The following is an 18313-nucleotide window of genomic DNA, read 5'->3' as shown; positions in this document are numbered from 1 at the left end:
TGAGTTATCCAATAACTGAGTGCAAGAAAATATAGATTTATCGCATATGACTTTCCAGCACAAGCTAGACCCATCACTCCACGCTCAGGATTACCGTCATGAACCAGGCCTTGCAGACATCTCTCTCCTTGGCCAGTGGCCTCCAGCTCGAATCGCACTGGATGCCATTTTCCTCCAATCGGAATTTCAAGAAAGACCCGCGCTTCATCGTGGGTGCCAAAGGTAATCGCCTGATCGATGAGCATGGCCGAGAGGTGTTCGATAGCCTCTCGGGATTGTGGACCTGTGGAGCGGGCCATTCCCGGCAGGAAATTGCTGACGCGGTCGCGAAGCAATTGGTGTCCCTCGATTACTCGCCAGCGTTTCAGTATGGCCACCCACTGTCGTTCCAGCTGGCCGAAAAGATTGCCGGCCTGGTACCGGGCAATCTCAATCACGTGTTCTTCACCGGGTCAGGTTCGGAGAGCGCCGACACCTCCATCAAGATGGCGCGTGCGTACTGGCGCCTGAAAGGGCAGCCGCAGAAGACCAAACTGATTGGTCGTGCCCGCGGATACCACGGCGTGAACGTCGCCGGCACGTCGCTGGGCGGGATCGGTGGCAATCGCAAGATGTTCGGCCCGCTGATGGATGTCGACCACCTCCCGCACACCTTGCAGCCAGACCTAGCCTTCACCAAGGGGGCAGCCGAGACGGGCGGTGTGGCCTTGGCCAATGAATTGCTGAAGCTGATCGAACTGCAGGATGCCTCCAACATCGCAGCAGTCATTGTCGAACCGATGTCGGGCTCGGCGGGTGTCATCGTGCCGCCGCAAGGCTACCTTCAGCGCCTGCGCGAGATCTGCGACCAGCACAACATTCTGCTGATTTTCGATGAGGTGATCACGGCCTTCGGGCGTATGGGGACCATGACCGGAGCCGAGTACTTCGGCGTTACCCCGGACCTCATGAACATCGCCAAGCAGGTCACCAACGGTGCCATCCCAATGGGTGCCGTGGTTGCCTCCAGCGAAATCTACAACACCTTCATGTACCAGGCGTCTCCCGAATACGCCGTCGAGTTCGCCCATGGTTATACCTATTCCGCCCATCCAGTCGCTTGCGCAGCTGGCCTGGCCACCTTGGACCTGCTGGAAAAGGACAATCTGGTTCAGCAGTCGGCGGAACTGGCACCGTACTTCGAGAAGGCCATTCATGGCCTTAAGGGTAGCCGGCATATCGTCGATATCCGCAACTGCGGCCTGGCCGGGGCGTTGCAGATTGCGCCACGGGATGGCGATGCGCTGATTCGCCCGTTCGAGGCGGGCATGGCGTTGTGGAAGGCAGGTTTTTACGTGCGCTTCGGAGGCGACACCCTGCAGTTCGGCCCAACGTTCAATACCAAACCCCAGGAACTGGATCGTCTGTTCGATGCCGTGGGCGAAGCCCTGCAAGGTATCAACTGATCAGCACGCTCTCGCGTGGCGGGAGCTTCCTTAATACAACAAATAGTCAGCTTGTCACCAAACTTGAGGAAAGATGATGACCACTATCAAGCACTTGATCCACGGTGAACACGTCGCAGACGCTGCACGCACCACCGACGTATTCAACCCCGCTACCGGCCAGGCGATCCACAAGCTGGGTCTGGCTAGCCGCACCACTGTGCAGAAGGCCATCGACTCCGCCCAGGCAGCGTTCCCGGCCTGGCGCAACACGCCGCCGGCTAAGCGCGCGCAGGTGATGTTCCGCTTCAAGCAACTGCTGGAAGCCAACGAGCAGCGCATCGCCCATCTGATCAGTGAAGAGCACGGCAAGACAATCGAAGACGCCGTGGGTGAACTCAAACGCGGTATCGAGAACGTCGAATTTGCCAGTGCCGCTCCCGAGATCCTCAAGGGCGAGTACAGCCGCAACGTGGGCCCGAACATCGACGCCTGGAGCGACCTGCAGCCAATTGGCGTGGTCGCCGGCATCACCCCGTTCAACTTCCCGGCCATGGTGCCGCTGTGGATGTACCCACTGGCCATCGCTTGTGGCAACTGCTTCATCCTCAAACCGTCGGAGCGTGACCCAAGCTCGACCCTGCTGATCGCCGAACTGCTGCACGAAGCCGGCCTGCCAAAAGGCGTGTTGAACGTTGTGCACGGTGACAAGGAAGCCGTGGACGCACTGATCGAAGCGCCTGAAGTGAAAGCCCTGAGCTTCGTCGGTTCGACCCCGATTGCCGAGTACATCTACGCCGAAGGCACCAAGCGCGGCAAGCGCGTACAAGCGCTGGGCGGCGCCAAGAACCATGCGGTGCTGATGCCGGACGCCGAACTGGACAACGCCGTCAGCGCGCTGATGGGCGCCGCCTACGGTTCGTGCGGCGAGCGCTGTATGGCGATCTCTGTGGCTGTGTGCGTGGGTGACCAGGTGGCAGATGCCCTGATCGCCAAGCTCGAACCTCAGATCAAGGCGCTGAAGATCGGTGCCGGCACTTCCTGCGGTCTGGACATGGGCCCGCTGGTCACCGCTGCTGCGCGTGACAAGGTGCTGGGCTACATCGATGACGGGGTTGCCGCCGGTGCCAAGGTGGTAGTTGACGGCCGTGGCTTCAAAGTAGCGGGCAACGAAGACGGCTACTTCGTGGGCGGCACCCTGTTCGACCGCGTTACCCCGGAAATGCGCATCTATAAAGAAGAGATCTTCGGCCCGGTACTGTGCGTGGTGCGCGTGAACAGCCTGGAAGAGGCGATCAAACTGATCAACGACCACGAGTACGGCAACGGCACCTGCATCTTCACCCGCGACGGTGAGTCGGCGCGCCTGTTCTGCGACGAAATCGAAGTCGGCATGGTCGGTGTCAACGTGCCGCTGCCGGTACCGGTGAGCTACCACAGCTTCGGCGGCTGGAAGCGTTCGCTGTTCGGCGACCTGCACGCCTATGGTCCAGACGGTGTGCGCTTCTACACCCGCAAGAAAGCCATCACCCAGCGCTGGCCGAAACGCACCAGCCATGAGGCTGCTCAATTCGCTTTCCCTAGCAACAGCTAAGGCAAGCCCCTGGTTCGAATGCCTGCGCCGTTCACTGTTCTGACGGAGAACCGCGATGGCGCAGGCGTTCGTCACTCTTCACGCAATTAGCAGGTCGAAAAGCATCATGGCGATTACCAATCAATACGTGAAAGATCTTGATCGCGAGTACGTATTTCACTCGTGGTCTACGCAAGGAACACTCAACCCTCTGGTGATCGCCGGGGGCGAGGGTAGCACCGTCTGGGACTACGACGGCAAGCGTTACCTGGACTTCTCGAGCCAACTGATTAACACCAACCTGGGGCATCAGCACCCAGCGGTCATCACGGCCATTCAGGAACAAGCCGGCGCTCTGGCTACTATTGCCCCAGCAACAGCCAACCTGGTGCGCGGCGAAGCCGCCAAACGCATCATCGAGCAGGCCCCGGCCGGCTTCAAGAAGGTCTTCTTTACCAACGGTGGCGCTGACGCCAACGAAAACGCGATCCGCATGGCGCGTCTGTTCACCGGTCGTGACAAAGTGCTGTCGTCCTACCGTTCCTACCACGGCAACACCGGCTCGGCGATCGTCGCCACTGGTGATCCGCGTCGTGTGCCGAACGAGTACGCCCGTGGCCATGTGCACTTCTTCACCCCATACCTGTACCGCAGCGAGTTCAACGCCCAGACCGAGGCTGAAGAAACCGAACGCGCCCTGCGTCACCTGCGCCGTGTGATCGAATGCGAAGGCGCGAACTCGATCGCCGCCATTCTGCTGGAAAGCCTGCCGGGTACTGCCGGTGTGCTGGTGACCCCGGCCGCCTACATGCAGGGCGTGCGTGAACTGGCCAACGAGTTCGGCATCATGCTGATCCTCGACGAAGTCATGGCTGGCTTTGGTCGTACCGGTAAGTGGTTCGCCTTCGAGCACTACGGCGTGGTGCCGGACCTGATCACCTTCGCCAAGGGTGTGAACTCGGGCTACGTACCTGTCGGCGGTGTGGTGATCTCGGAGCAACTGAGCAGCTACTTCGACACCCACTTCTTCCCAGGCGGCCTGACTTACTCCGGCCACCCGCTGGCCATGGCTTCGATTGTCGCGTCGATCGACACCATGCGCAAAGAGCGCGTGGTCGAGAACGCCCAGGAAATCGGCGAGAAACAGCTGGGCCCGCGTCTGCGTGAACTGCAGCAGCGTCATCCGGCCATTGGCGAAGTCCGTGGTGCCGGCGTCTTCTGGGCGCTGGAATTCGTCAGCGACAAGGCGACCCGTGCGCCGTTGGCCGCACACACCATGCTTGCGCTGAAGAACAAGTTGCTGGAGCGGGGCCTGCTGCCATTCGTGGTCGAAAACCGTATTCACGTGGCACCGCCTTGCATCATCAAAGCTGAAGAAGTTGAGGCCGGTATTGCCATCCTCGATGAAGTGATCGGCTCGGTACTGGGTTAATTGTTGTACAGGGCCAGCGTCGATGGATGTTGGCCACAAAACCGGGTATGGGCGTCATCGGCTGTTCTCACCCAGCGTATTGATGAAGCCGGTATCAGTGCACGCAGAGCGCTCTCTGCGGATTGCCCGCAGCCAACCTGGGCGGCGGGCACACACCTCCTCACCACTTAGTCGAAGCTTCGGCCCAAGACCTGGCCGCCACCACGCTGGCGGCCTTTTTTTGTTTTAGGTGTCCCACCTCTATTCCACGATCTTGGTCGCTCTGGTGGTTCGGCAGCGACCTTGCGCAACAACGATAACAACATGAGGGCGTCGATGAAGATCAAACAGAAACTGACCTGGGCTTTTGCCGGAATCGCGGGGGTGCCCCTTGCACTGATAGCGCTGCTGATCACCTTCAACTTGCGAGAGCAGGCCCGAGAAAGCTTCCTGGATAACAGCAGTCGGGAGATTCGCCAGGTCAGCAATGCAATGAACCTGTTTTTCCAGGGCATTACACAAAATGTGGACTATCTGGCGCTGCAGCCGGAGCTCATAGCCACGCATACCAACCTCAACAAATATTTCGAGGCGCACAGCCAAAGTGTCGCGCCCGGACCTCAGGATGAGCGTCTTCTGGACGTCTTCGACCGGCTCGGGCGCAGTCATTCCGATTATGCCTATATATCCTATGGCGTAGCTGACGGTGGGCATGTTACGTGGCCGATGGGCCAAGTATTGTCCCAATATGACCCGCGTGTGCGCCCTTGGTATCAACTGGCGATGGCCAATCCAGGCAAGACCCTGCGCACTGCCCCCTATGGCTGGGCAGACGATGTGCTGGTTAGTACTGTGCGCACGGTGAGCAACCAATTGGGGGAATCCGGTGGGGTGATCAACATTGATGTCTCGCTCAAAGGGCTGACTGAGATCATCAAGCAGATCAAGCTGGGTGAGAGCGGGTACCTGATGCTCATCGAGGATAACGGCAACGTTATGGTCGATCCCCGTGATGCCAGCCACAACTTCAAGCCGTTGGCGGGCTTTGGGCCGGGCTATGCCGAGCTTGCGAGCGCCAGGCGAGGGTTGGTCGAGCTCGAGATCGATGGCGAGCGCTACATGGCGAACGTCTACCCCGCTCCGAAGCTGGGTTGGACCTTCATAGGCCTGATTCGCAAGGGTGAGGTCATGCAGTCGGCCTCTAACCTGACCTGGTTGATCATGGCTATCACCTTGTCACTAGCGGCGTTGTTCGCTGTGGTTGGAGCAGCCTTCGCCGGCTTGATCGTGCAGCCAATCCGAGGTGTAAGCGAGGGTCTTGAACAGATCGCCCAAGGGGAGGGTGACCTGACTGCAAGCCTGCACGTGCGTGGCCGAGACGAAACCGCACAGTTGGCAGGCTGGTTCAACCAGTTCCTGGGCTCAATCCGTGCACTCATCCAGCAGATCGGGTCGGCTGCCGGCAGAATCCTTGCGACCTCGGTCAGTTCTACACGGGTCTCATCGGACATGGCCGATGCCGCCGACCGGCAGCGTGAGGCCGTTGAACTGGTGTCGACGGCCTTTCAAGAAATGGTCGCCACGGCTAACGAGGTGGCGCGTTCGTGTAGCCAGGCGGCACAGTCGGCCGACAATAGTCAGCAACAGGCACGGGAAGGGCAGCAGCAGATCGACGCTGCGGTTTCCAGTGTCGAGCGTTTGAGCAAGGAGATTGATCGGTCGGTGCAGTCGATCCAGCAACTTGAGCGCGATAGCAGTGCTATCCAGTCGATTCTTGGTACCATCCGTTCAATTGCCGAACAGACCAACCTGTTGGCTCTCAATGCCGCCATCGAGGCCGCTCGGGCGGGGGAGCAAGGACGCGGTTTCGCGGTGGTGGCCGATGAAGTGCGGGCCTTGGCCAAGCGTACTGCGGAATCGACCGCCGAGATCGATGGCCTCTTGTGCAATTTGGCAGGGCGCACCGCCGAAGTGGCTGGGCAGATGCACGCGAGCCTACAGGTGTCGGCGCAGTCGGTGAATCGTATCGGCCAGGCCCGTGACAGCTTCGGTCACATCCGGGCATCGGTCGACATCATTCGCGACATGAACAATCAGATTGCCACGGCGGCTGAAGAGCAGCATCAGGTGGCCGAGGATATCAATCAGCACATCGCTTGTATCCATGGCGACGCGCAGCGGGTAGCTGAATTGGCGCAATCGGCACGGGAGGACTCGCAGAGTCTCGCAGGTTTGTCCGATGAACTGGATGGTCTGGTGCGCCGTTTCTGTACGTGATCCGCCAGAAACAAGATCGCCCGCTACTAAGCGGGCGATGTTGATACGCAGTCAAACAGAGCAAGACTGCGGGTCAGGCGGGTTCGAGCTGGGCCACTTGTGGGAGGGTGGTTGGCGCTGAAGATGTGCTTTCAGTTAGGAACAACCAGGTCTCGATTACCGAATCCGGATTTAGCGACACGCTGTCGATGCCTTGCTCCATCAGCCACTTGGCCAGGTCCGGGTGGTCCGACGGGCCTTGGCCGCAGATGCCGATGTACTTGCCGGCCTTGTTGCACGCCTGGATGGCGTTCGCCAGCAGCTTCTTCACTGCCGGGTTACGTTCGTCGAACAGGTGGGCAATGATACCCGAGTCACGGTCCAGGCCCAGGGTCAGCTGGGTCAGGTCGTTGGAGCCAATCGAGAAGCCGTCGAAGTACTCGAGGAACTCTTCGGCAAGGATCGCATTGGACGGCAGCTCGCACATCATGATCACGCGCAGGCCGTTGTCGCCACGGGTCAGGCCGTTTTCGGCAAGCAGGTCGACGACCTGGCTGGCCTCGCCCAGGGTGCGCACGAACGGCACCATGATTTCGACGTTGGTCAGGCCCATTTCGTTGCGCACGCGCTTCAGCGCACGGCACTCGAGTTCGAAGCAGTCACGGAACGATTCGCTGATGTAGCGCGAGGCACCGCGGAAGCCCAGCATCGGGTTTTCTTCTTCCGGCTCGTACAGCTTGCCGCCGATCAGGTTGGCGTACTCGTTGGACTTGAAGTCCGACAGGCGCACGATGACCTTTTTCGGGTAGAAGGCTGCAGCCAGGGTGCTGATGCCTTCGACCAGTTTCTCGACATAGAAGCCGACCGGGTCGCTGTAACCGGCGATGCGCTTGTCGACGCTTTCTTTCAGGTCGGCTGGCAAGCCGGCGTAGTTCAGCAGCGCCTTGGGGTGCACACCGATCATGCGGTTGATGATGAACTCCAGGCGCGCCAGGCCGACACCGGCGTTGGGCAGCTGGGCGAAGTCGAAGGCGCGGTCCGGGTTGCCGACGTTCATCATGATCTTGAACGGCAGCTCTGGCATGGCATCTACCGAGTTCTGCTTGACGTCGAAGCCCAGCTCGCCCTCGAAGATGAAACCGGTATCGCCTTCGGCGCAGGAGACGGTCACGCCCTGGCCGTCCTTGAGCACCTGGGTGGCGTTGCCGCAACCGACCACGGCCGGAATGCCCAGCTCACGGGCGATGATCGCCGCGTGGCAGGTACGCCCGCCGCGGTTGGTGACGATGGCGGCAGCACGTTTCATGACCGGCTCCCAGTCCGGGTCGGTCATGTCGGAAACCAGCACGTCACCTGGCTGTACCTTGTCCATTTCGGACACGTCGTTGATCACACGGACCTTGCCGGCGCCGATGCGCTGGCCGATGGCACGACCTTCGACCAGTACGGTGCCCTTCTCCTTGAGCAGGTAGCGCTCCATGACGTTGGCGCTGGCGCGGCTCTTCACGGTCTCGGGGCGAGCCTGGACGATGTACAGCTTGCCGTCGTCACCGTCCTTGGCCCACTCGATGTCCATCGGGCGCTGGTAGTGCTGCTCGATGATCATGGCCTGCTTGGCCAGCTCGTTGACTTCGTCGTCGCTCAGGCAGAAGCGGGCGCGATCGGCGCGGTCCACTTCGACGGTCTTGACCGAGCGGCCGGCCTTGGCTTCGTCGCCGTAGACCATCTTGATCGCCTTGCTGCCCAGGTTGCGGCGCAGGATGGCCGGACGGCCGGCCTGCAGGGTGTTCTTGTGCACGTAGAATTCGTCAGGGTTGACCGCACCCTGTACCACGGTTTCGCCCAGGCCGTAGGCGCCGGTGATGAACACCACGTCGCGGAAGCCCGATTCGGTATCGAGGGTGAACATCACGCCGGCGGTGCCGGTTTCGGAACGGACCATGCGCTGCACGCCAGCGGACAGCGCCACCAGCTTGTGGTCGAAGCCCTGGTGCACCCGGTAGGCGATGGCACGGTCGTTGAACAGCGAGGCGAACACTTCCTTGGCCGCGCGGATCACGTTGTCGACGCCACGGATGTTGAGGAAGGTTTCCTGCTGGCCAGCGAACGAGGCGTCCGGCAAGTCTTCGGCGGTGGCCGAGGAGCGCACGGCCACGGCCATGTTGTCGTTGCCCTTGGACATCTCGGCGAAGGCCGTGCGGATTTGCGCATCCAGACGCGCCGGGAACTCGGCTTCCATGACCCACTGGCGAATCTGCGCGCCGGTCTTGGCCAGGGCGTTGACGTCGTCCACGTCCAGGGCATCAAGCGCGGCGTGAATCTTGTCGTTCAGGCCACTCTGTTCGAGAAAGTCACGGTACGCCTGAGCCGTAGTGGCAAAGCCGCCCGGCACCGACACGCCGGCACCGGCGAGGTTACTGATCATCTCGCCCAGGGATGCGTTCTTGCCCCCCACATGCTCCACATCATGGACGCCGAGCTTATCGAGGGAAACTACGTACTCAACCACGTTTGAATCTCCAGTGGACATAGCAGACACGCTCATCGCTCAGATAGCGCAGCATGTTGTTCGTGATTCAGGGCGCCTGTGGCGTGCGACCTTCTCTGGTGGATCAGGCCAAGGCAGATGATCATCACGGCCAGTAGGCCGGTAGCAGTGATCTCGGAGCGATAGGCCGGGATGAAGAACATGCCGATCAGCGCACCGCTGATGAACAGAATCACAGCCCAGGTCAGCCACGGGAATAGCCACATGCGAAACGCCGGCAGTTCGCCTTCGGCCATCAACTTCTTGCGCAGACACAGCTGCGAGATCGCGATAACCAGGTAGACGAGCAGGGCGACTGCGCCGGACGTCGACAGCAGGAACTTGAATACGTTTTCAGGGGCGAAGTAGTTGATGAAGGTTGCCACTATGCCAATCACTGTCGAGCCCACCACTGCCGCGAGCGGAACATTCGCTTCAGTGGTGTACTTGTATATCCGCGGTGCATCACCACGTTTAGCCAGCGAATAGAGCATGCGAGACGCAGTGTATACTTGGGAGTTCATGCAGCTGGCGACCGCCAGCAAGACGACGATGTCGATCACCAGGTTGGCGTTAGGGATGTTCATGATCTCCAGCGCGCGCTGGAACGAGCCAACCTCTGGCAGACGCGGATCGTTCCAGGGGACGACGGACAGGATCATCAGGATCGACAGCAGGTAGAAGACACAGATACGCCATACCACCGAGTTGGTGGCGCGCGTGATCTGGCGTGCGGGGTTCTTCGACTCTGCGGCCGCGATGGTTACCACCTCGGCGCCGATGAAGCTGAACATGGTCGTCAGCATCGCACCGATGATCGCAGACAAACCGTTAGGTGCGAAGCCGCCGTGCTCTGCCATGAGCTGGCTGATGCCGCTGAGCTCTCGATCAGGCAGCCAGCCCATCAATGCAGCCGCGCAGAGCGCAATGAAGGCAATGATGGCGACAATCTTGATCAGGCCGAACCAGAACTCAAATTCTCCGTAGCGGGCGACACTGAACAAGTTGGAGCAGGTCAGCAGCAAAATAACGGCTAAAGCAGTGACCCAAGTGTCGATGGCTGGCACCCAGGCATGAATGATATTGGCTGCAGCAATGGCTTCCAATGGAATGGCAAGCACCCAAAACCACCAGTACAGCCAGCCGATGCTGAATCCGGCCCAAGGGCCGATGGCCCGGTCTGCATAGGTTGAAAACGAACCGGTATCCGGTGATGCGACCGCCATTTCGCCCAGCATGCGCATGACCAGCACCACCAATGCACCAGTAAAGATGTAGGCCAGGATAACGGCGGGGCCGGCTTTGGCAATGGCATGCCCTGAGAAAACGAACAGGCCTGCACCGATGACGCCGGCGATCGACAGCATGGTGACGTGCCGCTGCTTCAAGCCGGGAGCGAGTGATGTATTTGACATGGATAGACTCATTATTTGTTCTTGGAGCGTTCTAATCCGTACAGCAGGCAAGTCCCCGGCGCTCTGGGAGAGATCGAGCGGTGGGGTAAAGCGCTAGCGCAGGCTTGCCTTTTGGAACGGGCACTCTGGTGACAGTGCCAAAGTGTCTGGGTCATGGCCGAGCAGCTCGCAGAGCGCCTCGACGATGATTTGGTGATCTTTCCGATCAGGTAAGCCGGAAACCGTTACCGAGCCGATGACACCTGAGCCTCGGACAATGATCGGGAAGCCGCCGCCGACGCTTGCGTAGTCGGCCGGTGAAAGGAAGTAGCGCTCGCTGATATCCAGGCCTTCCAGGGCCAGCTGGTAGCGGATTCGATAGGAGCTGCGCAGGAAACGCTGAACGGTGTTGTTCTTACGGGCCACCCACGCGAGGTTGTCAGAGGTGATGCCGGGCCTTGCGGCATAGAACAGGGGGCGGTCGAAACGCCTCACATCAATTACCAGCGGCCACGATTTGTCCCCTGCCTGGTGGTACAGCAGGCTGCCCAGTTGCCAAGCCGTTTCCTCGTCAAAACGAGGGAATTGGAGGGTTTCTTCCTGGCGAATCAAAAGCGCCAGTTCATCATTCAGGTTCATGGTCGACCTCCATTCAGCGGTCCGCCGCTCGTGCGGACCCAACAGACCACAAAAGCTTGGAGCGAAAGCATTGTTGAGTTAAATCCATTTTTTCTCACGCTATGTTTCGAAAAATATCACCCATTATCAGCGAGGGTATTGACTGCTCTGGCGTTTGCTGGCGCAGATCAAAGAAGAGATTGCGATTCCTAAATCACTATAGTGAGAGGCTGTTGACAGCTTCTATCATAATTTTTATTGTGAATGCAGTCATGCACACAAAATCGCATGCAGCACGTGCCGTACCTTCCTGCCAAAAAACAATGAATATCAGTGAGGTGTGAAATGGTTCTTCCGGTCCCGTCGTATCTGAAAAGTTTTTTCGTTGGCGCCAGCCTGTGTGGTGCACTGTTGGCTCAGTCCGCCGCCCAGGCTGCAGAAACCTCTATTTGGAAAGATATTCAGAAGGCAGGCGAGTTGCGCTGCGGTGCGGCCGTGGCCGCACCCTATGTGATGCGCGACGCCAAGACAGGTCAGTACAGCGGCTACTTCGTTGATTTGTGCCGCGATTTCGGGGAGAAGGTGCTGAAGGTGAAGGTGTCGTTCGTCGACACCAACTGGGACAATCTGGTGGCTGGGCTACAAAGCAACAAGTGGGACTTGGCCATGGCGCTGAACCAAACCCCCGAGCGCGCCTTGGCCGTTGCTTTCACGGTGCCAGCCACCGATTACCAGGTGTCGTTGCTGGTGAACAAGGAAAACCCCAAGGTAGCGGATGTGACAGAGGACATTTCGGCTCTCGACAAGCCCGAAGTGACATTCGCTGTCATGTCGGGTACGGCCCAGGACAAAGCCATTTCCTCGGTGATCCATAACGGCAAGATCATGCGATTGCCAGGCATGGATGAAGCTCGCCTTGCGGTCATGTCAAAACGCGCTGACGTGCTGGTAGACGCCAGTGATACCAACCACTTGTTTGCAATGGCCAACCCTACCTGGACGCGTGAGATTTTGCCCAAGCCGGCCTTAGCCAAGCAGGGCGTATCGTTCGGCGTGCGGCGCGATATTTCGCCTGCCGACCTGGAAGTGCTGAATATCTACCTGCGCCAAAAGCGCGATACCGGCGATATCCAGCAACTGGTCGACAAGGCCTCGAACGAGGCCAATGCTGCCAAATAGGATTCCCTGGCATGCTGTCCGCGATTGTGGTGCGGGCAGCATTTTTCCGTTCTTGAACCAAGAAGGTGATAACTGATGTGTGACCCGACACGCCCCCTGGCAGGACAAACCGTATTGGTGACCGGTGCCTCTGGTGGTATTGGTGCCGCGATCGTCGAGCAGTTGGCGGCCGAGGGTGCGCGCCCGATCATTCATTACAGCCGTGACGAGCAGGGCGCCCGCGCATTGCTCGAGCGCATCGGCGGTAAGGGTTGGATCGTACAGGGCGACCTGAGTCATGAGGCCGGGCCAGAGCAGCTTTGGCAGGCCGCACTTGAGTTGAGCGGTGGCCGTATCCATGGTCTTGTGAACAACGCCGGTATCCGCACTGAAATTGGCCTGGAGGCCGACTCGGCACAGTGGCGCGCGGCTTGGCGCCGTGAGTTTCAGGTCAACTTCTTCGCTGCCGCCGATCTCAGCCGCGAAGCTGTCCAGCACTACCGTGCCCACGGTGGCGGACGAATCATCAACATGGCCAGTCGTGCGGCCCAGCGCGGCTACGCTGCCGATGCCTTGCCTTATGGCACCAGTAAAGCTGCGTTGATCAACCTTACAAAGTCCCTTGCCCGTAGCGTGGCTGCTGATGGTGTGGTTGCGGTGGCTATTGCGCCGGGTTGGGTGCGTACCGACATGGCTGAGCAGTTTGTCGCACAACATGGTGAGACGGCGGCGGTGAGCGACATTCCTGTTGGTCGGATGGCGAGCCCGTCGGAGATCGCCGAGTTGGTCGCGTTCACCTTACGGCCCTCGCAGGCGTCCCTGAATGGTGCAACGCTGGACGTCAATGGCGGTAGTTACATTCGCTGAGGCTCCGCCATCGACAGGGCTCGAGTTACGACGTGGCCCTGTTGATGGGCGAAGTATCAGAAAACCAAGTTTTGAATGACGAGAGTGTCGTAGGAGTTGCTCGAGTGGTTTATGGTTTCATTGGCACGGGAACTATTGCTGAAGCCATCATTGACGGGTTGATGGCTTCAGCACTTGGGGCCACCTCGTCAGTGATCGTTTCGCCCAGGAATGAACAAGTTTCCTCTCGACTTCGCGCTCGATACCCAAAGGTAACCGTGGCGCAGAGTAATCAGCAAGTAGTAGATGGATGCGAAATTTTGGTGTTGGCAGTTCGCTGGCAGGTTGCCCATGAGGTGCTTCGTGAGGTCTTGATCCCAGCCAATACCACGGTCATCAGTGTGATTGCGGCCACGGACCATGACGCCCTGGCGCGCTGGACAGGCGTCAGGGTTGAACGGATTGTGAGAGCTATTCCGCTCCCGTTTGTTGCGCAGCGCGAGGGTGTGACAGCAATTTATCCACGTGATCAGGCCGCCAGCGAGCTGTTTGATGCCATGGGTACTGCGGTGTGTTGCGACAGTAAGGCCGAGTTCGATCAGTTGGCGGTGGCGAGCGCCTTGATGGGTACCTATTTTGGCGTCCTTGAGCTAGTAGCCAGCTGGCTGGAGGCCAAGGGAATGTCTAGTGCAAAAGCTCAGAGTTATTTGAAGCCACTTTTTGCAAGCTTGGGTAATTTCGCACGCGAATCGGCCGGGGTGGGTTTCACCGGTTTACGCGGGGAGTTCTCCACGAAAGGTGGTTTGAATGAACAGGTTTTTCGTGACTTTGAAAATCAAGGCGGAGGTGCGGCGCTGCTGGCAGCTTTGGACAATGTGCTGAACAAAATCGAGGGCTGATCGACTGGGCTGTCAGCATGTCAAAGGTGCACGCAACCGTAGAGGCCGAGAGTGGCGAAAGATCTCAAATCGTCGTATCAGAATACTGGCATTAATCACGCCATCGCAAAGGGCCAGTCCACACAACGAGTGACTAAGGTCGAGGATGTGGCGGTAAAGACCAGCCTGATCGGCGTAAACATTTCACTGGGCATGTTGCCTATGGCTGGCTCGCTCAGGAGTCCTCAACATTTTTAAAAGCTGGTCAGGTGTCTTCCTTGCACAAGTTGCTTAATTTTGCAGATCTAATGCTGAACCCCTCCAGTCGTGAAGTGGCATGTGGCGCTCGTTGCGTCACCGTGAAACCGAAGTCGTTCAAGATACTGGAGTTTTTGGTGCGGCATGCCGAACAGCTTGTCACTCGAGAGCTCATATTCAGTCATGTGTGGGGATACAGCTTCGACCCAGGCACAAAAGTGCTGGAGGTTCAACTCAGCTATATCAGGCGCATACTGATTGGACTTGGGTGTGCTGTAAAAATTGACACTCACCGAGGCCGGGGGCTCAGGCTTCGAGCTTGTGATTCGTGAGCGTAGCTTGCTAAAAGGATGCTTTCAAGACGATCCCCAAGCATGTTCCATGCCTCAGTTTTTTCCTTAGCATAGTCATAATGCAGATAGTGTCGACGCACCCTTGAGCCACCCAACAAGTGATTCTGGCATCGATCAATGATCTCAAGTGTCACACCCAGTTCTTGCATCATGGTCGCGCCTGTACGACGCAAATCATGCGGAGTCCATTCGCCCTTGTTACCTTGGCTTAGGACCAGTGAGTCATCGTGATGGCGGCCAGATAAAGGCTTGCTGCGATTTTTGAAACAGCATTGGCGGTCTCCGATCAGCTTGCTGACGGTTTTGGTATCAACGTGATTGTTTTCGTCCTTGCCGGGAAAGCAGAAGGGTGTGTGGCCGGTTTCTTCTCTAAGACGTTTGAATTGAGCCAGGGCGAAATTCGATAGGAATATATGGTGATCCTGCCGTTTGCCCTTATGCCCTTTGGTGGCTTCTGCTGGGACGAACCAGGTGCCTTTCTCCAGGTCGAGATGTCGCCATTCGGATTTCAGGAGTTCGCCAATGCGACAAAGTGTGCTGAGGCAGATCCAGACTGCGCACTGCACGCGGGCGTTCACAGGTCGGATGCCGGAGTACTTCTGGCCAGCGGGCACGGCATCATAATCTCGCGCCAGGCAGGTGAAAATCTGTTGCAGTTCTTGGATTTCCCCTGTGGACAGAACGCGATCACGTTGCACTTGATAGTCCTGATCGAGCAGTTTGTTGACGTCAATCAGGTCGGCAGGGTTGCCGTCAACCATCAAGGTGCGCCACGGTTTGCGTTTCTCGGCCCATCGCAGCATCTGACCTATGTCTTTGCTGCGAATAACAACAGTACGGTTTAGGCCTCGGTCTTTGACGGCGCGCAGGACGGTGAGCAGATCTTTTTCATTTACGGTGCGGAGTGGTTTACCGCCAATAACTGGAAGCACGTCTTTTGAGAAACTACGACGCAGTTCTGCGTTGCCGTCCTGACGAGACACTCCGTCGAGCAACCACGCTTCAAAGAGTGCGGCGAATGTCTTGTTTTCTGAATCCTTGCGTTCGGCCTCAGCAATGGTGGCGGCAACTGCAGCTTGAGCTTCGATCTTCGCTGCCTTTAGCGCTGTGGCAGGTTCTATACCTTTATTGACGATTGCTTTCATTTCGTCTCGCTCGGCACGAATCTGCGCTAACGATTTTTTTGGCCAACTGCCCAGGCGGTGATCGCGTTTAGCTCCACCCATTTTGAACTCATAGCGGAACAGCGCTGTTACGCCTCGCACGCCAGCACGAACTTTGGCTGTCAGGCCACCCTCTTCGCGTAGAGTTTTGCCATCGTCGGCGGGGGTGAGTGCTTCGAGTTGCTTCACTGTGATCTTCGCCAATCTCTACCCCTAGCCAAGGTCGATCACCTTGTAATTTTGCCCCACTTTTGCCCCACCGAGTGGCTTGGCTATGGGTGGATGCTGGTGGACCCGAATAGAGCTAAATATAGCCTGAAGGCCAAGTATTTGCTAGCTTTCAGGTGGTCCGGTCCGGCCTATTGAGTTCCAAGGAAATCTAATAATTAAGCGCATGGGGTGCAAGGGGTCGAGTGTTCGAATCACTCCGTCCCGACCAAAAATCCCCGAAGATTCAGTTGCTGTCCCAGACTGGATTTTCATCGATGCTGGTTAGTGGTCATCCACCTCCCACATCGTAAAGCGGTAAAAAAGCGGGAATAGCTCAGTTGGTAGAGCACGACCTTGCCAAGGTCGGGGTCGCGAGTTCGAGTCTCGTTTCCCGCTCCAAACATGAAATGCCAGTCAGCTTGCTGACTGGCATTTTTCATTTCCGGGTCCGAATATTTTCGGCCGGCCTGGGAACGATTCTTCAAGCGGACCGGTCCAGTGACGACGCCGGCTCAAGGGATCTTTTCCAAAATGCGCTAGGCTTCTCGATCGGTAATTCAATGTGGATCGACAGATCCCGAGGGAGTGCTGTGCAAGCGCGAAAATTCAAGACAATCTGGTTTCCTCTCGCAGCCATCGCCGTCATTGTCGGCGGGTTGGCGCTGCTGTTCGCCTGGGCTGCGGGTCTGCTAGGGGATCGAACCACCACCAGGACATTCCTTGGCAATACGCTGCAGGACTTCGAGCCCGGCTATCGTCGTGCACATGGCAAGGGTGTGTGTTTCACCGGGGTCTTTCACAGTAGCGGGGTCGCGTCCTCGCTGTCGAAGGCTCGTGTTTTTTCCCAACAAGACATCCCGGCCATCGGACGCTTCTCCATCGGGTCCGGAGATCCTCATGCGGCCGATACTTCCACCAGTACCGTCAGCATGGCCTTGTTGCTTACCGCCGACGACCAGTCGCAATGGCGGATGAAGCTGAACAACGCACCCTATTTCCCGACCCGTGATGCCGAAGGATTCCTGGCGCAGAGGAGTGCTTTCGAGCCCGATCCTGCCACGGGGCAGCCGGATCCGGCACGTGTCGCTGCATTCTTCGAGAAGTATCCTGAAGCGCGCAAGGCGGTCGAATACAAGGCTACCGCGCCCTGGCCGCGCAGTTTCGCAGGTGCGCAGTACAACGTGATCAACGCTTTCGTGTTGCTGGCCGCGGATGGCAAGCGCCAGGCCGTGCGCTGGTCCATGCGACCCCATGCGACGCTGCCAGGCCTATCTGCCGAAGAGCGGGCGAAGGCTGGCCATGATTTTCTGTTCGAGGACATAAAACAGCGGTCGGCGAATGGGTCGCTTTATTGGGACCTGGTCCTGCAATTGGCCGAAGCCGGTGATCCGGTCGATGATCCTTCCCAGCCATGGCCTCCGGAGCGGCAACAGGTGGTCGCCGGCACGCTGGAGGTGACCAGCGTTCGCGATCAGGCCGAAGGCGGATGCCGCGATATCAACTTCGACCCCACGCTCGTGCCCTCGGGTATCGAGCTGTCCAGGGATCCTGTGCTGGCAGCACGGGCGGGAATTTATTCGCACTCCTATAACGCGCGCCTGCGCGAGATCGGGTTTGGAAAAGCGACCCAGGCTATCGGCAAGAAGGACGGCGAATGATGCACGACCTACCTGAAATCCCCGCGCCCGCACCTGGGCATTTCAACCTTCTCGGGCGAGTCCTGCACTGGGCAATGGCGATCGGAATCCTGGCCATGCTCTTCATTGGCGTAGGCATGATGAGTTCTCTGTCTCTGCGTCCCTGGTTGATCGACCTGCACCAACCGCTGGGGATCGCCATCCTGGTCCTGGCGTTGCTGCGTCTCGCCAATCGCTTGCTGCGAGCGGTGCCGGCGCTGCCCGCGAGTGTTCCACGATGGCAGGCGGCGGCCGCGCATGCTTCCCACTGGTTGCTTTACCTGATGATGATCGCCTTACCGCTGCTTGGCTGGGCGGTACGTTCGGCCGGCAACTGGCCGGTCATCCTCATGGATGGATGGACGCTGCCGGCCATCGTTCCCGAAAACCCGGTGCTTTACGCATGGCTGCGCTTGGCACACGGAATCGGCGCATGGCTGCTGTTCGCGCTGCTTTTGGGGCATATCGGTGCTGCCCTGGTGCACGCCTGGATTTTCCGTGATGGCGTCTTTTCCAGCATGGCGCGAGGGTCCCGTACCCGGGTGTCGCGCCTGCCGGACAACTGAGT

General features: G+C 58.6%; 14 protein-coding genes, 1 tRNA gene and 1 pseudogene. 12 read left to right on the top strand and 4 right to left on the bottom strand.

Annotation, left to right across the window (positions count from 1 at the left end):
* Positions 1-98 precede the first annotated feature (98 nt).
* From aptA to ACKLLE_RS02915, 5 genes and pseudogenes are all read left to right on the top strand, one after another.
* Positions 99-1445, top strand: a complete 1347-nt coding sequence (gene aptA, locus ACKLLE_RS02935; protein WP_420056739.1) for an omega-aminotransferase AptA — start codon at positions 99-101, stop codon at positions 1443-1445.
* 76 nt (positions 1446-1521) lie between these two features.
* Positions 1522-3018, top strand: coding sequence for a CoA-acylating methylmalonate-semialdehyde dehydrogenase (locus tag ACKLLE_RS02930; protein ID WP_420056738.1), 1497 nt, complete (start codon positions 1522-1524; stop codon positions 3016-3018).
* A gap of 106 nt (positions 3019-3124) precedes the next feature.
* The gene (locus ACKLLE_RS02925) at positions 3125-4429 is read left to right on the top strand and encodes an aspartate aminotransferase family protein (protein WP_420056737.1); all 1305 of its coding nucleotides are present in this window, start codon (positions 3125-3127) and stop codon (positions 4427-4429) included.
* 303 nt (positions 4430-4732) lie between these two features.
* A pseudogene (locus tag ACKLLE_RS02920) lies at positions 4733-5827 on the top strand (HAMP domain-containing protein); the annotation flags it as partial.
* Between the two features lie 90 nt (positions 5828-5917).
* Positions 5918-6685 (top strand): methyl-accepting chemotaxis protein, encoded by a 768-nt coding sequence (locus ACKLLE_RS02915; protein WP_420057058.1) that lies wholly within the window; start codon positions 5918-5920, stop codon positions 6683-6685.
* Between the two features lie 73 nt (positions 6686-6758).
* On the opposite strand, the gene ppsA is transcribed toward ACKLLE_RS02915, so the two are convergent.
* The 3 genes from ppsA to ACKLLE_RS02900 all read right to left on the bottom strand — a co-directional run bounded on the left by ppsA (position 6759) and on the right by ACKLLE_RS02900 (position 11224).
* Positions 6759-9173, bottom strand: coding sequence for a phosphoenolpyruvate synthase (gene ppsA / locus ACKLLE_RS02910; RefSeq protein ID WP_420056736.1), 2415 nt, complete (start codon positions 9171-9173; stop codon positions 6759-6761).
* Positions 9174-9205: 32 nt separating this feature from the next.
* Positions 9206-10606, bottom strand: coding sequence for a GABA permease (gene gabP / locus ACKLLE_RS02905; RefSeq protein WP_420056735.1), 1401 nt, complete (start codon positions 10604-10606; stop codon positions 9206-9208).
* A gap of 93 nt (positions 10607-10699) precedes the next feature.
* The gene (locus ACKLLE_RS02900; RefSeq protein WP_420056734.1) at positions 10700-11224 is read right to left on the bottom strand and encodes a heme-degrading domain-containing protein; all 525 of its coding nucleotides are present in this window, start codon (positions 11222-11224) and stop codon (positions 10700-10702) included.
* A 324-nt stretch (positions 11225-11548) separates the two neighbouring features.
* On the opposite strand from ACKLLE_RS02900, the gene ACKLLE_RS02895 reads away from it, so the two are divergent.
* The 4 genes from ACKLLE_RS02895 (at position 11549) to ACKLLE_RS02880 (ending at position 14675) form a co-directional block, all read left to right on the top strand.
* Positions 11549-12382 carry a transporter substrate-binding domain-containing protein gene (locus ACKLLE_RS02895; protein WP_420056733.1) on the top strand — a complete coding sequence of 278 codons (834 nt, stop codon included), beginning with the start codon at positions 11549-11551 and terminating at the stop codon, positions 12380-12382.
* 75 nt (positions 12383-12457) lie between these two features.
* Positions 12458-13228: an SDR family NAD(P)-dependent oxidoreductase gene (locus tag ACKLLE_RS02890; RefSeq protein WP_420056732.1), complete on the top strand. Its 771-nt coding sequence runs from the start codon at positions 12458-12460 to the stop codon at positions 13226-13228.
* 32 nt (positions 13229-13260) lie between these two features.
* Positions 13261-14106 carry a pyrroline-5-carboxylate reductase gene (locus ACKLLE_RS02885; RefSeq protein WP_420056731.1) on the top strand — a complete coding sequence of 282 codons (846 nt, stop codon included), beginning with the start codon at positions 13261-13263 and terminating at the stop codon, positions 14104-14106.
* Between the two features lie 287 nt (positions 14107-14393).
* Complete coding sequence (locus ACKLLE_RS02880; RefSeq protein WP_420057057.1) at positions 14394-14675, top strand: winged helix-turn-helix domain-containing protein; 282 nt, start codon at positions 14394-14396, stop codon at positions 14673-14675.
* Here ACKLLE_RS02880 and ACKLLE_RS02875 read toward each other — a convergent pair.
* The gene (locus tag ACKLLE_RS02875) at positions 14633-16063 is read right to left on the bottom strand and encodes a tyrosine-type recombinase/integrase (RefSeq protein WP_420056730.1); all 1431 of its coding nucleotides are present in this window, start codon (positions 16061-16063) and stop codon (positions 14633-14635) included. The genes ACKLLE_RS02880 and ACKLLE_RS02875 overlap by 43 nt on opposite strands.
* A gap of 329 nt (positions 16064-16392) precedes the next feature.
* Between ACKLLE_RS02875 and ACKLLE_RS02870 the strand changes: the two genes are divergently transcribed.
* The 3 genes from ACKLLE_RS02870 to ACKLLE_RS02860 all read left to right on the top strand — a co-directional run bounded on the left by ACKLLE_RS02870 (position 16393) and on the right by ACKLLE_RS02860 (position 18311).
* A tRNA-Gly gene (locus ACKLLE_RS02870) sits at positions 16393-16468 on the top strand.
* 8 nt (positions 16469-16476) lie between these two features.
* On the top strand, positions 16477-17727 hold the full coding sequence (locus tag ACKLLE_RS02865; protein ID WP_420056729.1) for a catalase family peroxidase: 1251 nt from the start codon (positions 16477-16479) through the stop codon (positions 17725-17727).
* A complete protein-coding gene (locus tag ACKLLE_RS02860) occupies positions 17724-18311 on the top strand; it encodes a cytochrome b (RefSeq protein ID WP_420056728.1) in 588 nt (195 codons plus the stop codon). The genes ACKLLE_RS02865 and ACKLLE_RS02860 overlap by 4 nt, the downstream gene beginning before the upstream one ends.
* Positions 18312-18313: the final 2 nt, after the last annotated feature.

It is taken from the genome of Pseudomonas bharatica, from assembly GCF_048586865.1.
GTDB lineage: Bacteria > Pseudomonadota > Gammaproteobacteria > Pseudomonadales > Pseudomonadaceae > Aquipseudomonas > Aquipseudomonas bharatica.
The sequence above is the reverse complement of the archived record's forward strand: the minus strand, read 5'-3'. Positions and strand labels throughout refer to the sequence as shown.